Annotated in this window: 17 protein-coding genes; 4 read left to right on the top strand and 13 right to left on the bottom strand. The window is 76.4% G+C overall.

Going from position 1 to position 15,154, the window contains the following annotated elements; genetic code table 11:
* Nucleotides 1-19 precede the first annotated feature (19 nt).
* From LOK46_RS26780 to LOK46_RS26760, 5 genes are read right to left on the bottom strand one after another with little or no spacing between them, the layout of a single operon-like run.
* The gene (locus LOK46_RS26780) at nucleotides 20-1,276 is read right to left on the bottom strand and encodes a DUF2793 domain-containing protein (RefSeq protein WP_273561364.1); all 1,257 of its coding nucleotides are present in this window, start codon (nucleotides 1,274-1,276) and stop codon (nucleotides 20-22) included.
* A 17-nt stretch (nucleotides 1,277-1,293) separates the two neighbouring features.
* Nucleotides 1,294-5,202, bottom strand: a complete 3,909-nt coding sequence (locus LOK46_RS26775) for a baseplate multidomain protein megatron (protein WP_273561363.1) — start codon at nucleotides 5,200-5,202, stop codon at nucleotides 1,294-1,296.
* The gene (locus tag LOK46_RS26770) at nucleotides 5,190-5,732 is read right to left on the bottom strand and encodes an NlpC/P60 family protein (RefSeq protein WP_273561362.1); all 543 of its coding nucleotides are present in this window, start codon (nucleotides 5,730-5,732) and stop codon (nucleotides 5,190-5,192) included. Before LOK46_RS26770 ends, LOK46_RS26775 begins: the two co-directional genes overlap by 13 nt.
* Nucleotides 5,729-6,604 (bottom strand): DUF2163 domain-containing protein, encoded by an 876-nt coding sequence (locus LOK46_RS26765; RefSeq protein ID WP_273561361.1) that lies wholly within the window; start codon nucleotides 6,602-6,604, stop codon nucleotides 5,729-5,731. Before LOK46_RS26765 ends, LOK46_RS26770 begins: the two co-directional genes overlap by 4 nt.
* Before the next feature lie 14 nt (nucleotides 6,605-6,618).
* Nucleotides 6,619-7,260 carry a DUF2460 domain-containing protein gene (locus tag LOK46_RS26760; RefSeq protein ID WP_273561360.1) on the bottom strand — a complete coding sequence of 214 codons (642 nt, stop codon included), beginning with the start codon at nucleotides 7,258-7,260 and terminating at the stop codon, nucleotides 6,619-6,621.
* 389 nt (nucleotides 7,261-7,649) lie between these two features.
* Here LOK46_RS26760 and LOK46_RS26755 point away from each other — a divergent pair, with 389 nt between their 5' ends.
* Nucleotides 7,650-8,567 carry a TauD/TfdA dioxygenase family protein gene (locus LOK46_RS26755; protein ID WP_273561359.1) on the top strand — a complete coding sequence of 306 codons (918 nt, stop codon included), beginning with the start codon at nucleotides 7,650-7,652 and terminating at the stop codon, nucleotides 8,565-8,567.
* A gap of 37 nt (nucleotides 8,568-8,604) precedes the next feature.
* Here the strand turns inward: LOK46_RS26755 and LOK46_RS26750 are convergent, their stop codons facing one another.
* Nucleotides 8,605-9,387, bottom strand: coding sequence for a class I SAM-dependent methyltransferase (locus tag LOK46_RS26750; RefSeq protein WP_273561358.1), 783 nt, complete (start codon nucleotides 9,385-9,387; stop codon nucleotides 8,605-8,607).
* 81 nt (nucleotides 9,388-9,468) lie between these two features.
* On the opposite strand from LOK46_RS26750, the gene LOK46_RS26745 reads away from it, so the two are divergent.
* Nucleotides 9,469-10,251 carry a helix-turn-helix transcriptional regulator gene (locus tag LOK46_RS26745; protein ID WP_273561357.1) on the top strand — a complete coding sequence of 261 codons (783 nt, stop codon included), beginning with the start codon at nucleotides 9,469-9,471 and terminating at the stop codon, nucleotides 10,249-10,251.
* A 32-nt stretch (nucleotides 10,252-10,283) separates the two neighbouring features.
* Here the strand turns inward: LOK46_RS26745 and LOK46_RS26740 are convergent, their stop codons facing one another.
* The 7 genes from LOK46_RS26740 to LOK46_RS26710 all read right to left on the bottom strand — a co-directional run bounded on the left by LOK46_RS26740 (nucleotide 10,284) and on the right by LOK46_RS26710 (nucleotide 13,257).
* Nucleotides 10,284-10,874 (bottom strand): phage tail tape measure protein, encoded by a 591-nt coding sequence (locus LOK46_RS26740; protein WP_273561356.1) that lies wholly within the window; start codon nucleotides 10,872-10,874, stop codon nucleotides 10,284-10,286.
* 9 nt (nucleotides 10,875-10,883) lie between these two features.
* Nucleotides 10,884-11,021, bottom strand: a complete 138-nt coding sequence (locus LOK46_RS26735; protein ID WP_337251976.1) for a phage tail assembly chaperone — start codon at nucleotides 11,019-11,021, stop codon at nucleotides 10,884-10,886.
* Between the two features lie 80 nt (nucleotides 11,022-11,101).
* Nucleotides 11,102-11,464: a gene transfer agent family protein gene (locus LOK46_RS26730; protein WP_273561355.1), complete on the bottom strand. Its 363-nt coding sequence runs from the start codon at nucleotides 11,462-11,464 to the stop codon at nucleotides 11,102-11,104.
* Nucleotides 11,465-11,469: 5 nt separating this feature from the next.
* Nucleotides 11,470-11,880 (bottom strand): phage major tail protein, TP901-1 family, encoded by a 411-nt coding sequence (locus tag LOK46_RS26725; RefSeq protein ID WP_273561354.1) that lies wholly within the window; start codon nucleotides 11,878-11,880, stop codon nucleotides 11,470-11,472.
* Nucleotides 11,881-11,891: 11 nt separating this feature from the next.
* Entirely contained in the window at nucleotides 11,892-12,320 is a 429-nt protein-coding gene (gene gp17 / locus LOK46_RS26720) for a tail completion protein gp17 (RefSeq protein WP_273561353.1), read from the bottom strand.
* The gene (locus LOK46_RS26715) at nucleotides 12,317-12,670 is read right to left on the bottom strand and encodes a head-tail adaptor protein (protein WP_273561352.1); all 354 of its coding nucleotides are present in this window, start codon (nucleotides 12,668-12,670) and stop codon (nucleotides 12,317-12,319) included. The genes gp17 and LOK46_RS26715 overlap by 4 nt, the downstream gene beginning before the upstream one ends.
* 23 nt (nucleotides 12,671-12,693) lie before the next feature.
* Nucleotides 12,694-13,257, bottom strand: coding sequence for a head-tail connector protein (locus tag LOK46_RS26710; protein WP_273561351.1), 564 nt, complete (start codon nucleotides 13,255-13,257; stop codon nucleotides 12,694-12,696).
* A gap of 25 nt (nucleotides 13,258-13,282) precedes the next feature.
* Between LOK46_RS26710 and LOK46_RS26705 the strand changes: the two genes are divergently transcribed.
* Both LOK46_RS26705 and LOK46_RS26700 read left to right on the top strand, forming a co-directional pair.
* On the top strand, nucleotides 13,283-14,044 hold the full coding sequence (locus LOK46_RS26705) for a S1 family peptidase (RefSeq protein ID WP_273561350.1): 762 nt from the start codon (nucleotides 13,283-13,285) through the stop codon (nucleotides 14,042-14,044).
* A gap of 149 nt (nucleotides 14,045-14,193) precedes the next feature.
* Nucleotides 14,194-15,105 (top strand): S1 family peptidase, encoded by a 912-nt coding sequence (locus LOK46_RS26700; protein ID WP_273561349.1) that lies wholly within the window; start codon nucleotides 14,194-14,196, stop codon nucleotides 15,103-15,105.
* Nucleotides 15,106-15,154: the final 49 nt, after the last annotated feature.

The raw sequence follows: 15,154 nt of genomic DNA, 5'->3' as shown, positions 1-15,154 counted from the left end.
CGGCCGCGGGATCGGGCGCTCACGCGCCCAGCGCCAGCCAGTAGGTCGGCACCGACCCGACGCCCGCCACCGAACCGGCCGTCGCGCGGCGGGTGCGGAGCGTGAACCCGGTGGCCGCCACGTCGCCGACCTGCGCGGCGTGGAGCGCGTCGCCGGCGCCGGCGACCGGCTGCGCCCAGACGCCGAGGCAGCTCCCCGGGAAGGCGATGCCGAACGCCACCGCGACATCCGCCTCGGCCGCGGTGACGAGCCCCCATTGCGCGATCAGGCCGCCCGGGAGCCGGACCGACCCGTTGGCGCCGATCACCTGCGCGCCGGTCGCGAGCGGCGTCCCGTCGGCGCGCTGGTAATGGCGCACGCGCCAGCGGCCCGCACCGTCCGAGGTGGCGATGCAGGTGTCGTCGGGGGCCGTGACGAGATCGGCCCGGGTCGGCAGCGCCAGGGCCTCGGGATCGTGCACCAGGGTCGCGGCGCCGGAGAAGCGCACGAACCGCTCCCGGTCGGCCGCGGGGCCGAAGCTCGCGATCCGCGCCGCGCCGGTGACGAGGACCCGCCGCGTGCCGGCCGCGCCGAGGTCGGTGGTGGGGGCGGCCGCGAGCGCGGCCTCGGCCGAGGCGAAGTCGATCCCGCCGGTCCGCGCCGAGGCGGTGAGCGCCGTGGCGAAGGCGGCCCCGTCGGGCGAGACCTTCAGGGTGAAGTCGTCGCTCCCGAGGGTGCCCAGCAGCGCCCGCGCCGCGTAGCCGGTCTCGAAGACCAGGGCGGCGTCGCGGGCGGCGGATTTCCGGTTGACGAAGACCCGCATGTCGCCGGTGCCCGGCGTCGTGTCGTCCCAGGTCAGGAGCGCGGAATCGGACTTCAGCGCGAGGCGGTTGTTGGCGTCGGCCGCCGTGTTGATCCCGAGGCGGCCGACACTCTGGAGCGCGCTCAGCGCGCGGCGGAGGCTCGTCCAGGCCGCGCCGTCGTAGACGTAGAGGTCGGCCTCGTCGATCAGCCAGGCGAGCCAGCCGGCCCGCGGCGCCGCGCCGGTCCAGACGCCATCGGCGTAGCGCACCACCTGGCCCGCCAGCCCCGCCCAGGCGCCCCCGGGCTCGGCGGCGACCACGAGGTAGCGATCGCCCTCCGCGGGGCCCGGCGGCGGCGCGGCGAGGTCCTTGTCCAGGCAGGCGAGCTGGACGAGCGCGTCGAGCAGGCCGAGCGCCTCGTTGTGGGTGACGTGCTTCTGCGCTTGGCTCGCGGCGATCAGCGGCAGGCCGAGATGGAGCGTGACGTCGGACATGGGCGGCTCCCGGGCGGTCAGGCCGAGTGGACGGGGATTCGGGCGCGGCAGGCGGGTCCGGGGCCGGCGACCAGCCCGATCTGCGCCACCGCGACGTCGAGATCCGTCTGGGCGCCGCCGAAATCGGCCGCCTCGTCCGCGTAGAGGCAGTGCTGAGCCTCGGACCGGACCGTGCGCAGGGCCGCGCCGGCGGCCGAGAACACCGTCACCGCGTAGGCTTCCGGCTCGTCGAGCGGGATCTCGGCCGGCTCCCAGGCGTCGCCGTCGCGGCGGGCCCGCCGGATCCACGTGAGCCGCACGCCGTCCGCCGCGCGCCGCGCCCGCAGGTGGACCGGCCGCAGCGGCGTCAGGGCCGCGAGGCCGGCCGTGGCGGTGATCTCGGCGAAGGCCGGGTCGGCCGGATCGCCGTCCGCCGGCCCGATGCGGTAGCGGAACGCGCGGCCGACCTCGTCCAGCCGGTCGACCAGGGGCGTCACGGCCCCGTCGTCGAGGCGCACGATCAGGCTCCCCGCCGGGCTGAGGCGCCCGGCCGCCGCCTCGCTGCCCGCGAGCCCGCGCAGGAAGCCGGACAGCCGGTAGGTGTCGGGCCCGGTCAGGACCGAGGACGCGGCGCAGAGCAGCTCCACGGTCCCGTCCGCGCCGAGCAGGGCGAACAGGTTGCCCCCGGCCAGCATCGCGCCGGCCCCGATCGACGCGAGGGTCGCGCCGCGCCGCAGGGTGACGTCGAGGTGCGCGCCCCGCTGGATCCGCCAGAGCGGGCCGGGCGGCAGCGCCGACAGGGTGCGGCCGAGGCAGGCCGGGTAGTCGACGAGGCGGTGCAGGGCGAGCGGCCCGTCGCCCGCGGCGCGCCAGATCGCGACGGCGCCGGGCCAGGGCTCGGCCGCCACCGCGCAGGATTGGAGAACTGTGGGCTCGCCGCGGTCGACCGGCAGGTCGAGGGCCAGGGCGAGCGGCGGTCCGGGAAAGGCGGGCGGCGCCACCGCCGCCCGGGCCATCGCGCGGGGCAGCCCGCGCCCGGGCCCCGCCCGGGGCGGCACGCCGCTCGCCTCGATCCGGCGGCCCGTGGGCGCGTCGTCGATCCGGTCGATCCGGCGCAGGACCGTGCCGCCGGGCACGTCGGCCGGCACCGCCAGGAGGTCGCCGGGCTCCAGCTCGACCCGGCGCGGGCTCAGGGTGAACACCGCGGTGTCGCGGGCCGCGATCAGCCGGTCGAGCAGCGCCTCGGCGAGGCCGTCGGCGGTCTCCCGGCGGGTGACGATCGCCGCGTCGATCCAAGCCTCGCGCCGCCGCAGGCCGGCGGGCCGCACGGCCGAGGCCGCGGCGCGGCGGTAATCCGGGCTCTCGGAATCGGTGATCCCGAGCTCCACGGAGCGCGGCAGGGCGCTCTCCTCGGCCCGGACCTGGTGCAGGACCGGCCGGTCCTCGGACAGCCGGACGAGGTCGGCCTCGGCCAGGATCACGGGCCGGTCGCGGCGGGGACCGCGCAGCCGCAGGGTCCCGGCCACCGCCGAGACGTCGAGGCCGTAGACCTGCGCCAGGGTCTCCAGGGCGCCCCGCGCCGTGAGCGGCCGGTCGATCACGTAGCCGTCGAGATAGGCGGCGGCCTCCACGGAGACCGGCGCGTCGAAGCCGAAATCCGCGAGGATCCGCTGGACAAGCAGGTCGAGGTCGCAGCCCTCGATCCGCCCGGTGATCCAGTGGCCGACGCGCCAGTTGGCGGCGTCGGCCCAGACGCCCCGCACCGTCGGGAAGGCCGGGAAGGGCCGCGCGTCCCAGGCCCAGACGAAGATCCCGTCGGGATCGACCATGCGGCCGCCGTAGACCGGCGAGACCGGGTTGTCGGCCTCCCGGAAGCCCGGCGCGGCCGGGTCGAACCGCGCGATCACGGCCTCCAGCCCGCGGAGCTGGATCAGCTCGTCGCGCAGGGCCCGGGATTCCGGCGGGAAGGCGCTCTCGGACGATTTCGGGTCCGGGAAGACGTTGGGGCCGTTGGTGCCCTTGTCCACCGCCGGCACGCCGATCTCGGTGAGCCAGATCGGCTTGCCGGCCGGCACCCAGGCGGTGGTGCGGGTCTCGACGCCGCCGTCGCGCTCCACGTGCGGGCTCGACCACCACGCGACGAGGTCCTTGGCCCGGTAGATCCAGGGCTTGCCGGCGGCGCCGTCGGTGATCGGGCGGCGGGCCTGGGCGGCGCGATCGGCCGCGTCGGCGTAGTACCAGTCGAAGGCCTCGCCGGACGCGCCCCGGGCCTTCAGATAGGCCCGGTCGGCGATGTCGCCCGTCACCGCGAGGTCGGCGTGGTCCGGGTCGTCGCGCCAGTCGGAGACGGGCGGGTACCAGTCGATCCCGACGGCGCCGATATTCGGGTCGGCGAACAGGTCGTCGAGGGGGAAGCGGACGGTGGCGCCGCCGTCGCCCACATGGGCGCCGTACTCGGTCCAGTCCGCCGCGTAGACCAGGGTGACGGCCGGGCCGAGGCGGTCGCGGAGCGCGGCGGCGAGGTCGCTCAGCGCGCGCACCGCCGGGTAGCCGGTCGCGCCGCGCACCCGGGTCAGGCCGACGAGCTCGCTGCCGATCACGAAGGCCGCGAGCGGCGCGCCCGCGGCCGCCCAGCCGGCCGCGAGGTCGGCGTAGTGCAGGACCGCGTCGCGGTATCCGCCCGCGAAGAAGGCCGCGACCTGCGCGTCGGCCGCGGCGGTCCCGTCCGGGCTCCCCGGAAGACCGGGGGCCGGATCGCAGGTGATGCGGCCGCGCCAGGGATAGGCGGGCTGGGCGGCGCCGGGGGCGTGCGGATCGGGGAGCGCGTTGCCGGCCGGCACGTCCATCATGACGAACGGGTAGAGCGACACCGCCAGCCCCCGGCGCGCCAGCTCGGCGACCAGCCGGGTCAGGCCCGCGTCGGCCGGCGTGCCGCCGTAGGCCGGGCTGCCGTCCGGCAGGGTCGAGACCGTCTCGGCCCGGTCGCGGGCGAGCCCGGCGACGCGCCAGTCCTCCGGCCGGGCCCGCTTGTCGGCCGCCTCGACCTTGGGCACGACCCGGCAGGATCCCGCCCGCAGGTCGGTGCCGAACCACGTCGCCACCACGGCGACCCGGCGCAGGTTCGGGCACAGCGCCTGGAGGGCGTCGAGGGAGGCGACGACGTCGGTCCCGCGCTGGAGCTGGTGCCGGTTGGCGGCCTCGGTGCGGCCGAGTCCGAGATCGACCGTGACGCGGTCCGGATCGAGGCCGAACTCGCTGGCGCCGGGGATCAGGTCGACGGCGCGCACGCGGTCGAACAGGCCGTTGACCGGGCGGATCACCTCGAAGGCGAATTGCGGGACCCGATTGCCGAAGGCCGCGAGGGCGAGGTTCTCGAACACCACGTAGGCCAGGCCGCGATAGGCCGGCGCGTTCCCGGCCCCCTCCTTGGCGACGATCAGCGGGTCCGGCTCCTGGCCGGGGCCGCCGGTATGGACCCGCAGGGTCAGGCCGACCTGGTCGATCTCCCGTCCGTCCGCCCAGATCCGGCGGACGCAGGCGATCTCGCCCTCGCACAGGCCGACCGCGAGGTTGGCGAAGTAGCTGTAGCGGGTCGTGACGGTCCTCGGGCCGCCCGCGAGCCCGCCCAGGCCCTTGGCGGGCGCGGCCGCGCGGGCGACGGTGGTGTTGGCGACCTCCAGCGGTCGGGTCGCCCAGATCAGGGTGCCGCCGATCCGTGCCCGCCCGTAGACCCGGGGGATCGGATCGCCCTCGGTGGAGGTGAGCCCGGCGACGTCGGCGAGCCGCGGCCCCTCGACGAGGCGCGGGTGCCGCCCGGCCCCCGACAGGGCGCCGCCCAGAGCGGCGCCCGCGACCGAGCCGAGCGCCCGCCCGACCAGGCCGCCGATGGGTCCGCCGAGGGCGGTGCCCACGGCCGCGCCGGCCGAGGACAGGATCAGCGTCGCCATGGCGGGGCTCCGGGATCGACCTGTTCACCATCGACGCGCTGGTCGGACCCCGCGGCGCAGCGCTCCGGAAACCGGAACGCCCCCGTCGCGTGCCGCCGCCACCATCCGGTGAGCGCCACCTCGGTGACGGCGGCCCCGTCGTGGGCGTGGATCATCGCGCCGGCGCCGGTGGCGATGGCGCAGTGGCGGGCCGGCAGGTGGCGGCGGAAGGCGAAGAGCAGGACGTCGCCCGGCCGCGGCGCCAGGTCCGCCAGGGGTCCGGGCACCGGCACGAGGTGGCGGGCGGCCGCCTCGGTGAGCGGGTCGGTCCCGGGCGCGGCCGATTCCGCCCAGGTGCCGGAATAGGGCGGCGGCGACTCCGGCTCGGCGCCGTAGAGCCCGCGCCAGACTCCGCGCAGCAGGCCCAGGCAGTCGCAGCCCACGCCGCGCAGCGACGCCTGGTGGCGGTAGGGCGTGCCCAGCCACAGCCGCGCCTCGCCGAGCGCCGCAACACCGCCATCTTGGCCGATCTCCCGCCGCGTCGCGCTCATCGGAACAGGCTCCCGCCGTCGAGGACGGGGTCCGAGCCCGGGACCGCCCGCATCACCGCGTCGTTGCCGGGCATGTGCGGGAAGCCCTGGAAGTTGACCGCGTTGGCGAAGCGGTCGCGGCAGGTGGCGAGGCGCTTGTCGCACCCGGCCGTGAGGCTGAACCCGTCGCCGGGGGCAACCGGCCGGGGCGGCGCGGTCCAGAGCTCGATCAGCGGCCCGAGCTGGAGGCGCACGTCCGCCGCGAGCCCGGCATTGGCGCCGGTCGTCCAGGTCAGCCGCCCGCCGGTGAACAGGCCGTCCGCGAAGGGCCCGGCGAGCGTCGCCGCGAGCGTCGCCGGCTCCGGGACGCCCGTCACGCGGCCGGCCGTCGTCCACGCGGCGCGGTCCACCCTGCATCGGGCATCGCCGAGATCGGCGCCGCAGGTCGCCCGGTAGGTGCGGCCCCGCTCGGCGCCGAGCCGGTGCGCGAGGCCGCGCAACTCCGCCACGAAGGCGTCGCCGTCCCGGCGCACCTCGCCGATGGTGGCGACGTCGAGGAGGAGCCGGGTCTCGGGGCTGCTCCAGTCGACCAGCCAGGTCTCCACGGAGGCGCCGTCGTAGAGGCCGCCGGCGATGTCCGCCTCGGTGAGCCCGAGGCCGCTGAGCGCTCCCGCCACGTCACCGCCCGAGACCGCGAAGCCGAGCTCGGCGCTGGCCTCGGCCGCCTCCAGCCCGGTGCGGGCGGCGTGGACGAGGTCCGCGACGGTCAGGTCGCGGTCGTGGTCGGTGAAGCCGAGGGCGAGCCCGTCCCGCCGCCGCAGGGACCAGCAGCGGCACAGGGTGGTCACACCGCCGGCGAGATGGGCCGCGAAGGCCTCCGGGATGTCGCGCATGGCGTCACGCCTCCTCAGGGCACGATCTCGACGAGCGGCACCCGCGGGATCTCCCCGGCCGCGAAGGCGGCGAGGTCGATGGTCAGCGCGTCGGTGTCGAAGCGGACCGGCACGTCGAAGGTGAAGCCCGCCGTCACCGCGGCGCCGGGCGGCGGGACGCGGCCCGCCGCGAAGGTGACGAGGCCGGTCGTCGGGTCACAGGCGAACCCAGCGGGCTCCACCTCCCGGCCCGCCACCGCTACCCGGACGCTGCCCGCCACCGGCTTGGCGATCCGGCGGCGATAGGGCGCGAAGCCGGACCCGTAGGTCTTGAACAGCGGGAAGGACGCGGTGGTGCCGTCGCCGGTGCCCAGCGGCTGGTCGAGGGGGCCGATCGGCCGGCCGGGCGGCCCGGAGCGGCTGTCGACCCGGTCGCGGAACCGGAAGCCGTAGAGCCGCCCGCGCCGCTCCTCGAAGAAGGCCAGCACGGCGTGCAGGGCGTCGAGGCCGCGCATCCCGAATCCGGCCTCGTAGCGGCGACGCGAATCGGCCCAGCGGCCGTTCCGGTGCTCCCGGCCCGAGGCCAGGGTCACGATCTCGGTCAGCCGCTGCGGGCCGCCGCCGGCGCGCAGGGACACGTCGAGGGGGAACAGCACCTCGTGGAAATCGTCGGCCATGGCGGGCCTCTCCGGTTCGGGTCGCGCTGGTGCCGCGTCGGTCCTCCGGGTCCTCACCGTCATCGCGAGCGCGGCGAAGCGACCCGGGGCAGCGCGACATCCGTGTCCGTGGCGCTCCTGGATTGCTTCGCTCCGCTCGCAAGGACGGAGGCCGGGCCGCAGATCCCGCGCGGCGTCGGGGAATGGTATCGCTGCCGAGTCGGAGCAGCTGAAAAAAGTCTTCCGAGATGCGCCGGAAAATCAAAAGCGCCATTCATCGACACAAGATGGCAGTTGATCGAAGATCGCTACACCGAAGCGGATGTTCTCCGAAATCCTCTCGGCCCGAACATCTCGGTTCATCGCGCGATCTGCGCGCCGCGACGCCGCCCTGCCAGGGAAACCTTTCGATGAGCGCCATCCCTCAGCCCCTCCACGCGTCTGGCCCCGCCCTCGACATCCGCCGCGTCGCCGGCCGCATCGGCGCGGAGATCCGCGGCGTCGCCCTCTCGGGAGCGCTCGACGACGGGACGGTCGCGGCGATCCGGCAGGCGCTGAACACCCACAAGGTCGTGTTCTTCCGCGACCAGGATCTCGATGAGGCCGGGCAGGAGGCCTTCGGCCGGCGCCTCGGCGACCTCGTCCCGCACCCGACCGTGCCCTCGCTCGCCGGCACGGCGGGAATCCTCGACATCGACGGCAGCCGGGGCGAGCGGGCGAGTTCCTGGCACACCGACGTGACCTTCGTGCCGGCCTACCCGGCGCTCTCGATCCTGCGGGCCGTGACGCTGCCGCCCTACGGCGGCGACACGCTCTGGGCCAACACGGCGGCGGCCTACGCGGACCTGCCCGAGCCCCTGCGCGACCTCGCCGACAAGCTCTGGGCGCTGCACTCCAACGTCTACGACTACGTCGGCGGCCGCGTGAACGTGTCGGAGGCCGGGCGGCGGCGCTACGACGAGGTGTTCACCAAGACCGTGTTCGAGACCGAGCACCCGCTGGTCCACGTCCACCCGGAGACCGGCGAGCGCTCGCTGATCGTCGGCCACTTCATCCAGCGGATCCTGGGCCTCACCACCGCGGATTCGCAGCATCTGCTGGCGATCTTCCACGACCACGCGACCCGGCCCGAGAACACCGTGCGCTGGTCGTGGCGGACGGGTGACGTGGCGATCTGGGACAACCGCGCCACGGTCCACCGGGCGGTGGACGATTACGGCGAGGCGCCCCGCGTGGTCCGTCGCGTGACGATCCAGGGCGTCGCGCCGGTGAGCGTCGACGGCCGCACCAGCCGGGCGCGGGAGACCGAGGCGCGGAAGGCGGCGTGAGGGAAGGAGGGAGCCGGATCCCGGCTCCCCGTTCGGCTCAGCAGGCCGACCGCGCCCGGCACGCCGATGCTTCGACGGAGAGCACGTCGAGCGTGAACGAGCCGTCCGGCCCGATCTCGAAATGCGTCGCCGTCTCGCTGGCGGCGCCTCGTTGCAGCGAGCGGATCGCCGCGCGATGGGACTCGGGCGTCTGCATGCGGTCCACCCAGACCGGATAGTGCATGCGCAGCCGGCGGGCGTGCGTGGCCCGCACGCGGAAGCCGGCACGCGTCAGCGCCGCCTGCCACTCGGCGCCCGTGTAGTTGCGGGCGTGCGAGGGATCGCGCAGGACCTCGACGGCCTGGAGATGCGTGTCGAGCGCGGCATGCCCCGGGGACACGACGTCGATGAAGATCGCGGTGGCCCCGTCTCGCAGGACCCGCCGCGCCTGCTTCAGGCCGCCCTCGAAATCGCGCCAGTGATGGGCCGAGAACCGGCAGCCGAGGAAGTCGAAGGCCGCGTCGTCGAACGGCAGGCGCTCGGCCGCCGCGACCTGCGTGCCGATGTTCGACAGGCCGCGCTCCCGCGCCGTGCTCGCGACGGCCTCCGTCATCGCCTGCGCGAGATCGACGGCGGTCACGGACCGGGCATGGGGCGCGAGCCGGTAGGCGACGTGCCCGCCGCCGGTGCCGAGATCGATGGCGCGCTCGGGCTTCTCGCGCGCGGCGGCCGCCTCCAGGGCGTCGAGATCCTCACCGGCGGCATGGACCGCGCTCGTCACGTAGGCGCGGGCGCGGGTGCCGAACTGGTCGGCGACGACGGTCTCGTGGGGTCGGGGCATGGATCGTTCTCCTCCGCCCTCGACAGACCCGAGCACTCAACCTGTTACAAGGGACAATCTTATCCTGTTATAAGCTCCACCATGACCACCGACGCGCAGCGCCGATTGCTGGGACGGTTCGTCCGCTCGCACAGGGAGCGCGTCGCCCCCGACCTGCCGGGGCGGCGGCGACGGACGCCCGGCCTGCGGCGCGAGGAACTGGCGGCCCGGGCCGGCATCGGGGTGACGTGGTGCGCCTGGATCGAGCAGGGGCGCGACGTGAGCGTCTCGCCGGGGACGCTGTCCCGCCTGGCGATCGCCCTGGCGCTGACCCCGGCCGAGCGCGCCTACCTGTTCGAGCTGGCCGGGCGCCGCGATCCCGACGCGCCGCAATCCCGGCCGGCCTCACCGGCCCCCGAGGCGATCACCGCGCTGGTCGGCGCGCTGGCCTGCCCCGCCTACGGTCTGGACCGGCAGTGGAACGCCTGCTGCTGGAACGCGGCGGCGGAACGCCTGTTCGCCGACTGGCTGGGCGACGGACGGCAGAGGAACCTGCTTCGCTACACGTTCCTCGCCCCGTCGGCGCGCGACCTGCTGCCGGATTGGCGCGAGCGGGCGCGGCGCGTCCTGGCCGAGTTCCGCGCGGATTACGCCCGCCTGATCGACGATCCCGGCCTGAACGACCTGATCGCGACGCTGAAGACCGAGTCGGACCTGTTCGCGTCCGAGTGGGAGGCGCAATCCGTGATGGCGCGGGAGGGCGGCGCGCGGACCTTCCGGCACCCGGCGGACGGCCCTCTCACCTACACGCAGCACACCTTCAGCCCGGCCGAGCGGCCCGACTACAAGCTCGTCACCCTGGTGCCGTGCGCGCCGCCCGGGTGAGGCCGCGCGCCGCCGCCCCGCCCCGGGGAGCCTCACGTCGCCCGCTGGCCGCGCGCCACCGCCCGGGCGAGGCTCGCGGTCACCTGCGCCTCCGAGCGGCGGAAGGCCCCCGGATCGGGGGTCGCGATGTTGACCGTCACGGAGACCGGCCGCGCCGCGGCGCCGCCCGCGGCGACGCCGAGGCGGCCGTCCGGCCCGCGGCCGAGGGGCAGGATCGCCTCCGGGCCGGCCTCGCCCATGAGGCCGGCGCCGCCCGCCATGGGGAAGTAGGTCGGCGCGGCCACGACGCCGCCGGCGGCGAAGGGCTGGACGCGGCCGCCCCGGAACACGCCGCCCCGGGCGAAGCCCGTCTCCGCGCCGGAGCCCAGCATCGCGCCGACGAGGCCCGTCAGGCCCGACTGGATCGGCCCGGCCGCCGCCCGCGCCGCCGCGCCGGCGAGGCGCGCCCCGATCGTCCCGAGCACGCCGTCGAGGCTGCGGCCGGACGCGGCCCCGCGGGTCAGCGCCGTGTCGAGGCTGCGCCCGAAACTCTGCGCCAGCCGGTCCAGGGTCTCGAGCTGCCGGATCCGGTCGTCGGCGAGCGGGTCGGCGAGCGGGGCGGCCTGCGGGTCGGTCTCGGCCATGGCGGTGCCTCACGGTGGGTCGGGATGGGCGGCGAGGAGCCGCGCGAAGGCGGCGCGGGACAAGGGTTCCGGGCCGGCGCGCCGGCCGAGCGCGGCGGCGAACTCCCACGGCGTCGCCGACCAGAAATCCCGGGGCCGCCAGCCCAGCGCGCCGAGGCCGAGGGCCAGGGCGTCGTCCCAGGGGAAGCGGCCCGGGGCCGGACGCGGCGGCGGATCCGCGTCCGGCCCTAGGGAGGGTTTGCCGGGCCCGGCGCCTCCCGGCCCAGACCCTCCCCGCCCTGAGCTTCCCCGAAGGCGGCCGCCAGGACGTCGCCCAGGGCGACCGAGACGGCGTCGAGCCCGCCCGCCAGCGGCAGCCGCGCCACCGCCGCGTCGTCGAGATCGTGGCCGCCGCCCCGCAGGGCGACGCCCAGGAGGGCGATCAGGTCGCGGGCCGAGACGCGCCCGCCCGCGAAGCGCGCGGCGAGGCCCGCGAGGTCGCCGGCCTGGAGCGCGGCCTCCAGCTCGGCGAGCGCCCCGAGGGTGAGGCAGAGGGTGTAGCGCCGCCCGCCGAGGGTGAGCGGCACCTCGCCGCGGATCCGGTTGGCCACGGCGCTCAGACCGCCGCGAAGGCGAGCGCACCGCCGGATTCGAGGCTCATGTCGAAGGTGACCTCGCCGGCATGGTCGCCCCGGTACTCCAGGCTCGCGATCTGGAACGGGCCCTCCAGGATTCCGAAGGCCGGGATCACGATCTGGAACGCCTCGACCGCGCCCTCGAAGAACAGCAGCCGCAGGCGCGCGTCCGAGGCCTGGTCGCGGAACACCCCGGAGCCGGCGATCGCGGCCCGCCGCACCCCGGCCCCGGCGAGCAGCTCGCGCCAGCGCCCGGCGGAATCGGCGTTGGTGACGTCGACGGTCTCGGCGTTGAGCGTGATCTGGCGGCTGCGCAGGCCCGCCACCGCCACGAAGCCGCCCGCGCCGTCGCCGGCCCGGATCAGCAGGTCCTTGCCCTTCTGCGCGCCCATCGGCCCCCTCCTCACAGGTTCTCGGTGACGGCCTCGACCGTCAGGCGCGCCCGCGCCTCGCCGGTCCGGGCGTCGCGGCGGGCGCTGACGGCCCGCACCCGGAGGGTGACGAGCCGGCAGCCGGCCAGCGGCAGCACGAGGGGCGTCGCCCCGTCCGCGAGCAGCGCCGCCATCCGCGCCGCGGCGTCGAGGGCGGTGCGCACGGAGCCGGCCTGAGCGATCACCACGATCGCGTGGCTGTGCCGGTGGCGCTCGGCGCCGTCGACGGACTCGTCGGTGATCTCGGCATCGCCGAACAGCGCGTAGACCGGGAGCGTGCCGCGCGGCGGCTCGTCGTAGAGCCGGACGCGGCCGCCCAGCAGGGCGGCCAGGGCGGCGTCGGCGGCGAAGCGGGCGATCAGGCCGGCGCGGAGCGCCAGGAGCGGGCCGGGGCCGCTCACGACCGGCCCTCCCCGGGCAGTTCCTCGACGTGGCAGATCAGGTCGCGGCCCCGCGCGTCCGGCTCGGCGACGGCGCGGATCGCGAAGCGGCGCGGCCCGACGGCGAGCCGCATGGTCGGGTCGACCGCGGCCCGGCTCCGCAGGGTCACGCGGTAGGCGGGCAGCGTGTCGGTGCGCCCGCCGGCCGGTCTCTCGACCGTGCCCGCCGGGGCCATGCCGCCCCACAGGACCGGGCCGGCCACGTAGCGGCGCAGGACGCCGCCGAACCCGTCCGGCTCCTCCAGGGGCCGCTCGAGCACGAAGCGGCGCCGCCGCGCGCCGAGGGCTGGGCGTCGGGGCGAGATCGCCATCGGGGCAGCTCCGGGTGCGAGGATCACAGCCGCAGGCGCCGGAACGGCGCGGCGAGCGCGGCGGCGTCGATGCGGGCGGCGTCGGGCTCGTCGCCGCGATGCTCGTAGCGGGCGGCGGCGAGGCGCAGGATCGCGAGGCGCAGGGGTTCGGGGAGCGGCGGCCCGTCGCCGCCGTACCCGGCCGCGACCTCGATCAGGACGGTGCGGCCGGCGGGATCCGGCGCGGCCGGATCGACCCGCAGGGACGGCGCCGCGTCCGGGTCGGGGCCGAGGCGCACCAGCCCGGCGTCGAGGTCGGTGACGGCCCCGGACGGATCCGCGAGGCCGGCGCGGAGGACCGCGACCAGCGGGCTCAGGGGCAGCGGCACCTGCCCGTCCGGCGGCCAGGCGGACAGGGCGATCCGGTACCGGCCCGGGACCAGGATCCGGCGGGTCTCGATCTCCAGGCTCGCGCGGGCCGCCGCGATCAGGGCCTGGAGCAGGCCGTCCTCGTCGGCGCCCGCGTCGGAGTCGACGCGCAGGTAGGCGCGCAGGTCCGGCACGCCCACCGGCTCGACGGCGGCGGCGGCGATGCGTAACGGGATCATCGCGCGTCTCTCTGCAGGTGGTCCGATGCCGATCTCGAAGCGCCGCCCGGCGGCCCGCACCGCGCGGGTGGCGACCCTGACGGCGATCCTGACGGCGATCCTGGCGCTCGCGGCCGTCCCGGCGCGGGCGATCGTCGGCGGCACCGAGGCGCCGGCCGGCGGGGCCGTGATGGTCCTGTCGTCGAAGGGCGGCGTCTGCACCGGCGTGGTGCTGGCCCCCGACACGGTGCTGACCGCGGGCCACTGCCTCGCCGACGCCAAGGAGCACCGCGTCCATTTTCGCGACCCCGCCGGGGCGCCGGTGCTGATCGACGTCGCCGCGCAGGCGCTCCATCCGGGCTACGATGCCGGCGCGGCCGCTTCCCGGCGGCGCTCCGTCGATCTCGCGCTGCTGCGCACCTCGACGCCGCTGCCGGGGCGCTTCGCGCCCGTGACCCTGAGCGCCGCCCCGGCGCGGGCGGGCGAGACCCTGACCCTGGCGGGCTACGGCGCGGCCAAGCCCGGCGACCCGCGCTCCACCGGCACGTATCGCAGCCTCGGCCTGCCGGTGATCGAGCCCTACGGGCCGAGCCGCATCCTGGTCTGGCTGAAGGGCGCGGGCGGCGGCGCCTGCCAAGGCGATTCCGGCGGCCCGATCGCGGGACCGGACGGGGCGGTGCTCGCCCTGTCGGCCTGGATCGGCGGCGCCTGCGGCGGCCTGACTCAGGGCGTCCTGGTCGGGCCGCAGCGGGGCTGGATCGACCGCGTGCTCGGCGGCTGGGACCGGACGGCGCGCTGGGCGGAGTAGCGGCGCGGCGCCTCGTGCGCAGGGAACCTCAGCTTGGCCGGGCTATTGCCTTGCTCTAGGCTCACTAGATCTAGGGTCCCCTGCCCTAGGCTCACTCGGCGCCGCGCCCGGCGTCACACACCCGCGCCTCCGCGCGCCCGGAGTTCCCGATGTCTCCTCGCCCGATCCGAAAGGCCGGTCCCCGCGAGCGCAGCCTGCGCGGCGGCCTGTGGGGCGGGATCCTGGGCCTATCGCTGCTCGGCGCCCTCGGCGGCCTGCTCCCCACGCCCGCGGCGGCGGTGATCAACGGCACGACGACGCGGGACCCGAACGGGGCGCGCAGCTTCGTGGTGCGGATCGAGAGCACCGAGGGCGAGATCTGCTCGGGGACGCTGATCGCTCCGGACCTCGTGCTCAGCGCGGCCCACTGCGTGATGCGGCCGGCCGGCTACACGGTGATCGGCGTCGACCGGAACTTCCGCCAGCACAGGACCGCGGTGATCACCGCCTCCATGCACCCGGACTTCGTGCCGGGGACGACCCCCGAGGACCAGCCCGGCGTCGACCTGGCGCTGCTCAAGCTCGAGCAGCCGCTCGGCAACGACTTCGCGCCCCTCGATCCCCGCGGCGCGGCCTCGATCACCGACGGGCAGCCCGTGGACATCGCGGGCTTCGGCGTGGTGGCCGAGAACCGGCGGAACTCGGCGCGGATCCTGCGGCTCGCCCACCTCGTGTCGATCGGCTCGCTCCAGGTCGCCAACCGGGTGACCGTCGTGACCGACCGGCGGCGCATGGCCGAGACCTCCGGTGCCGGCGCCTGCCTGGGCGATTCCGGCGGCCCGATCCTGACCGGCGGCCCCGGCGGCTACCGGATCGTCGGCGTGGTGAGCTGGTCGAGCGGCGCCCTGCAGCAGGGCGCGCGCCGGACCGCCTGCGGCGGCTTCACCGCGGTGACGCCGGTGGCGGAGCATGCCGGCTGGATCGCCGCGCGCTCGGCGGAGCTGTCGCGCATCCAGGTCGGCGAGGCCGTGCCCCGCGGCAACCGGTCGGACTGGATGGCCCGTCCCGGCCGCCGCCGCTAGGCGGCCCGCCGCGGCAAAGCCGCCGCCTTTCCCCGGATCCTTCGCGCCT

Source organism: Methylobacterium sp. NMS14P, assembly GCF_028583545.1.
Taxonomy (GTDB): Bacteria; Pseudomonadota; Alphaproteobacteria; order Rhizobiales; family Beijerinckiaceae; genus Methylobacterium.
This window is presented reverse-complemented; position numbering and strand designations above follow the sequence as displayed.

Bases quoted from the DNA above. Each gene is read 5' to 3' on its own strand.
- LOK46_RS26780 (WP_273561364.1), bottom strand. From the start codon at position 1,276: ATGTCCGACGTCACGCTCCATCTCGGCCTGCCGCTGATCGCCGCGAGC.
- LOK46_RS26770 (WP_273561362.1), bottom strand. From the start codon at position 5,732: ATGAGCGCGACGCGGCGGGAGATCGGCCAAGATGGCGGTGTTGCGGCG.
- LOK46_RS26700 (WP_273561349.1), top strand. From the start codon at position 14,194: ATGTCTCCTCGCCCGATCCGAAAGGCCGGTCCCCGCGAGCGCAGCCTG.
- LOK46_RS26765 (WP_273561361.1), bottom strand. From the start codon at position 6,604: ATGCGCGACATCCCGGAGGCCTTCGCGGCCCATCTCGCCGGCGGTGTG.
- LOK46_RS26755 (WP_273561359.1), top strand. From the start codon at position 7,650: ATGAGCGCCATCCCTCAGCCCCTCCACGCGTCTGGCCCCGCCCTCGAC.
- LOK46_RS26715 (WP_273561352.1), bottom strand. From the start codon at position 12,670: ATGGCGATCTCGCCCCGACGCCCAGCCCTCGGCGCGCGGCGGCGCCGC.
- LOK46_RS26745 (WP_273561357.1), top strand. From the start codon at position 9,469: ATGACCACCGACGCGCAGCGCCGATTGCTGGGACGGTTCGTCCGCTCG.
- LOK46_RS26750 (WP_273561358.1), bottom strand. From the start codon at position 9,387: ATGCCCCGACCCCACGAGACCGTCGTCGCCGACCAGTTCGGCACCCGC.
- LOK46_RS26760 (WP_273561360.1), bottom strand. From the start codon at position 7,260: ATGGCCGACGATTTCCACGAGGTGCTGTTCCCCCTCGACGTGTCCCTG.
- LOK46_RS26725 (WP_273561354.1), bottom strand. From the start codon at position 11,880: ATGGGCGCGCAGAAGGGCAAGGACCTGCTGATCCGGGCCGGCGACGGC.
- LOK46_RS26775 (WP_273561363.1), bottom strand. From the start codon at position 5,202: ATGGCGACGCTGATCCTGTCCTCGGCCGGCGCGGCCGTGGGCACCGCC.
- LOK46_RS26705 (WP_273561350.1), top strand. From the start codon at position 13,283: ATGCCGATCTCGAAGCGCCGCCCGGCGGCCCGCACCGCGCGGGTGGCG.
- LOK46_RS26740 (WP_273561356.1), bottom strand. From the start codon at position 10,874: ATGGCCGAGACCGACCCGCAGGCCGCCCCGCTCGCCGACCCGCTCGCC.
- LOK46_RS26710 (WP_273561351.1), bottom strand. From the start codon at position 13,257: ATGATCCCGTTACGCATCGCCGCCGCCGCCGTCGAGCCGGTGGGCGTG.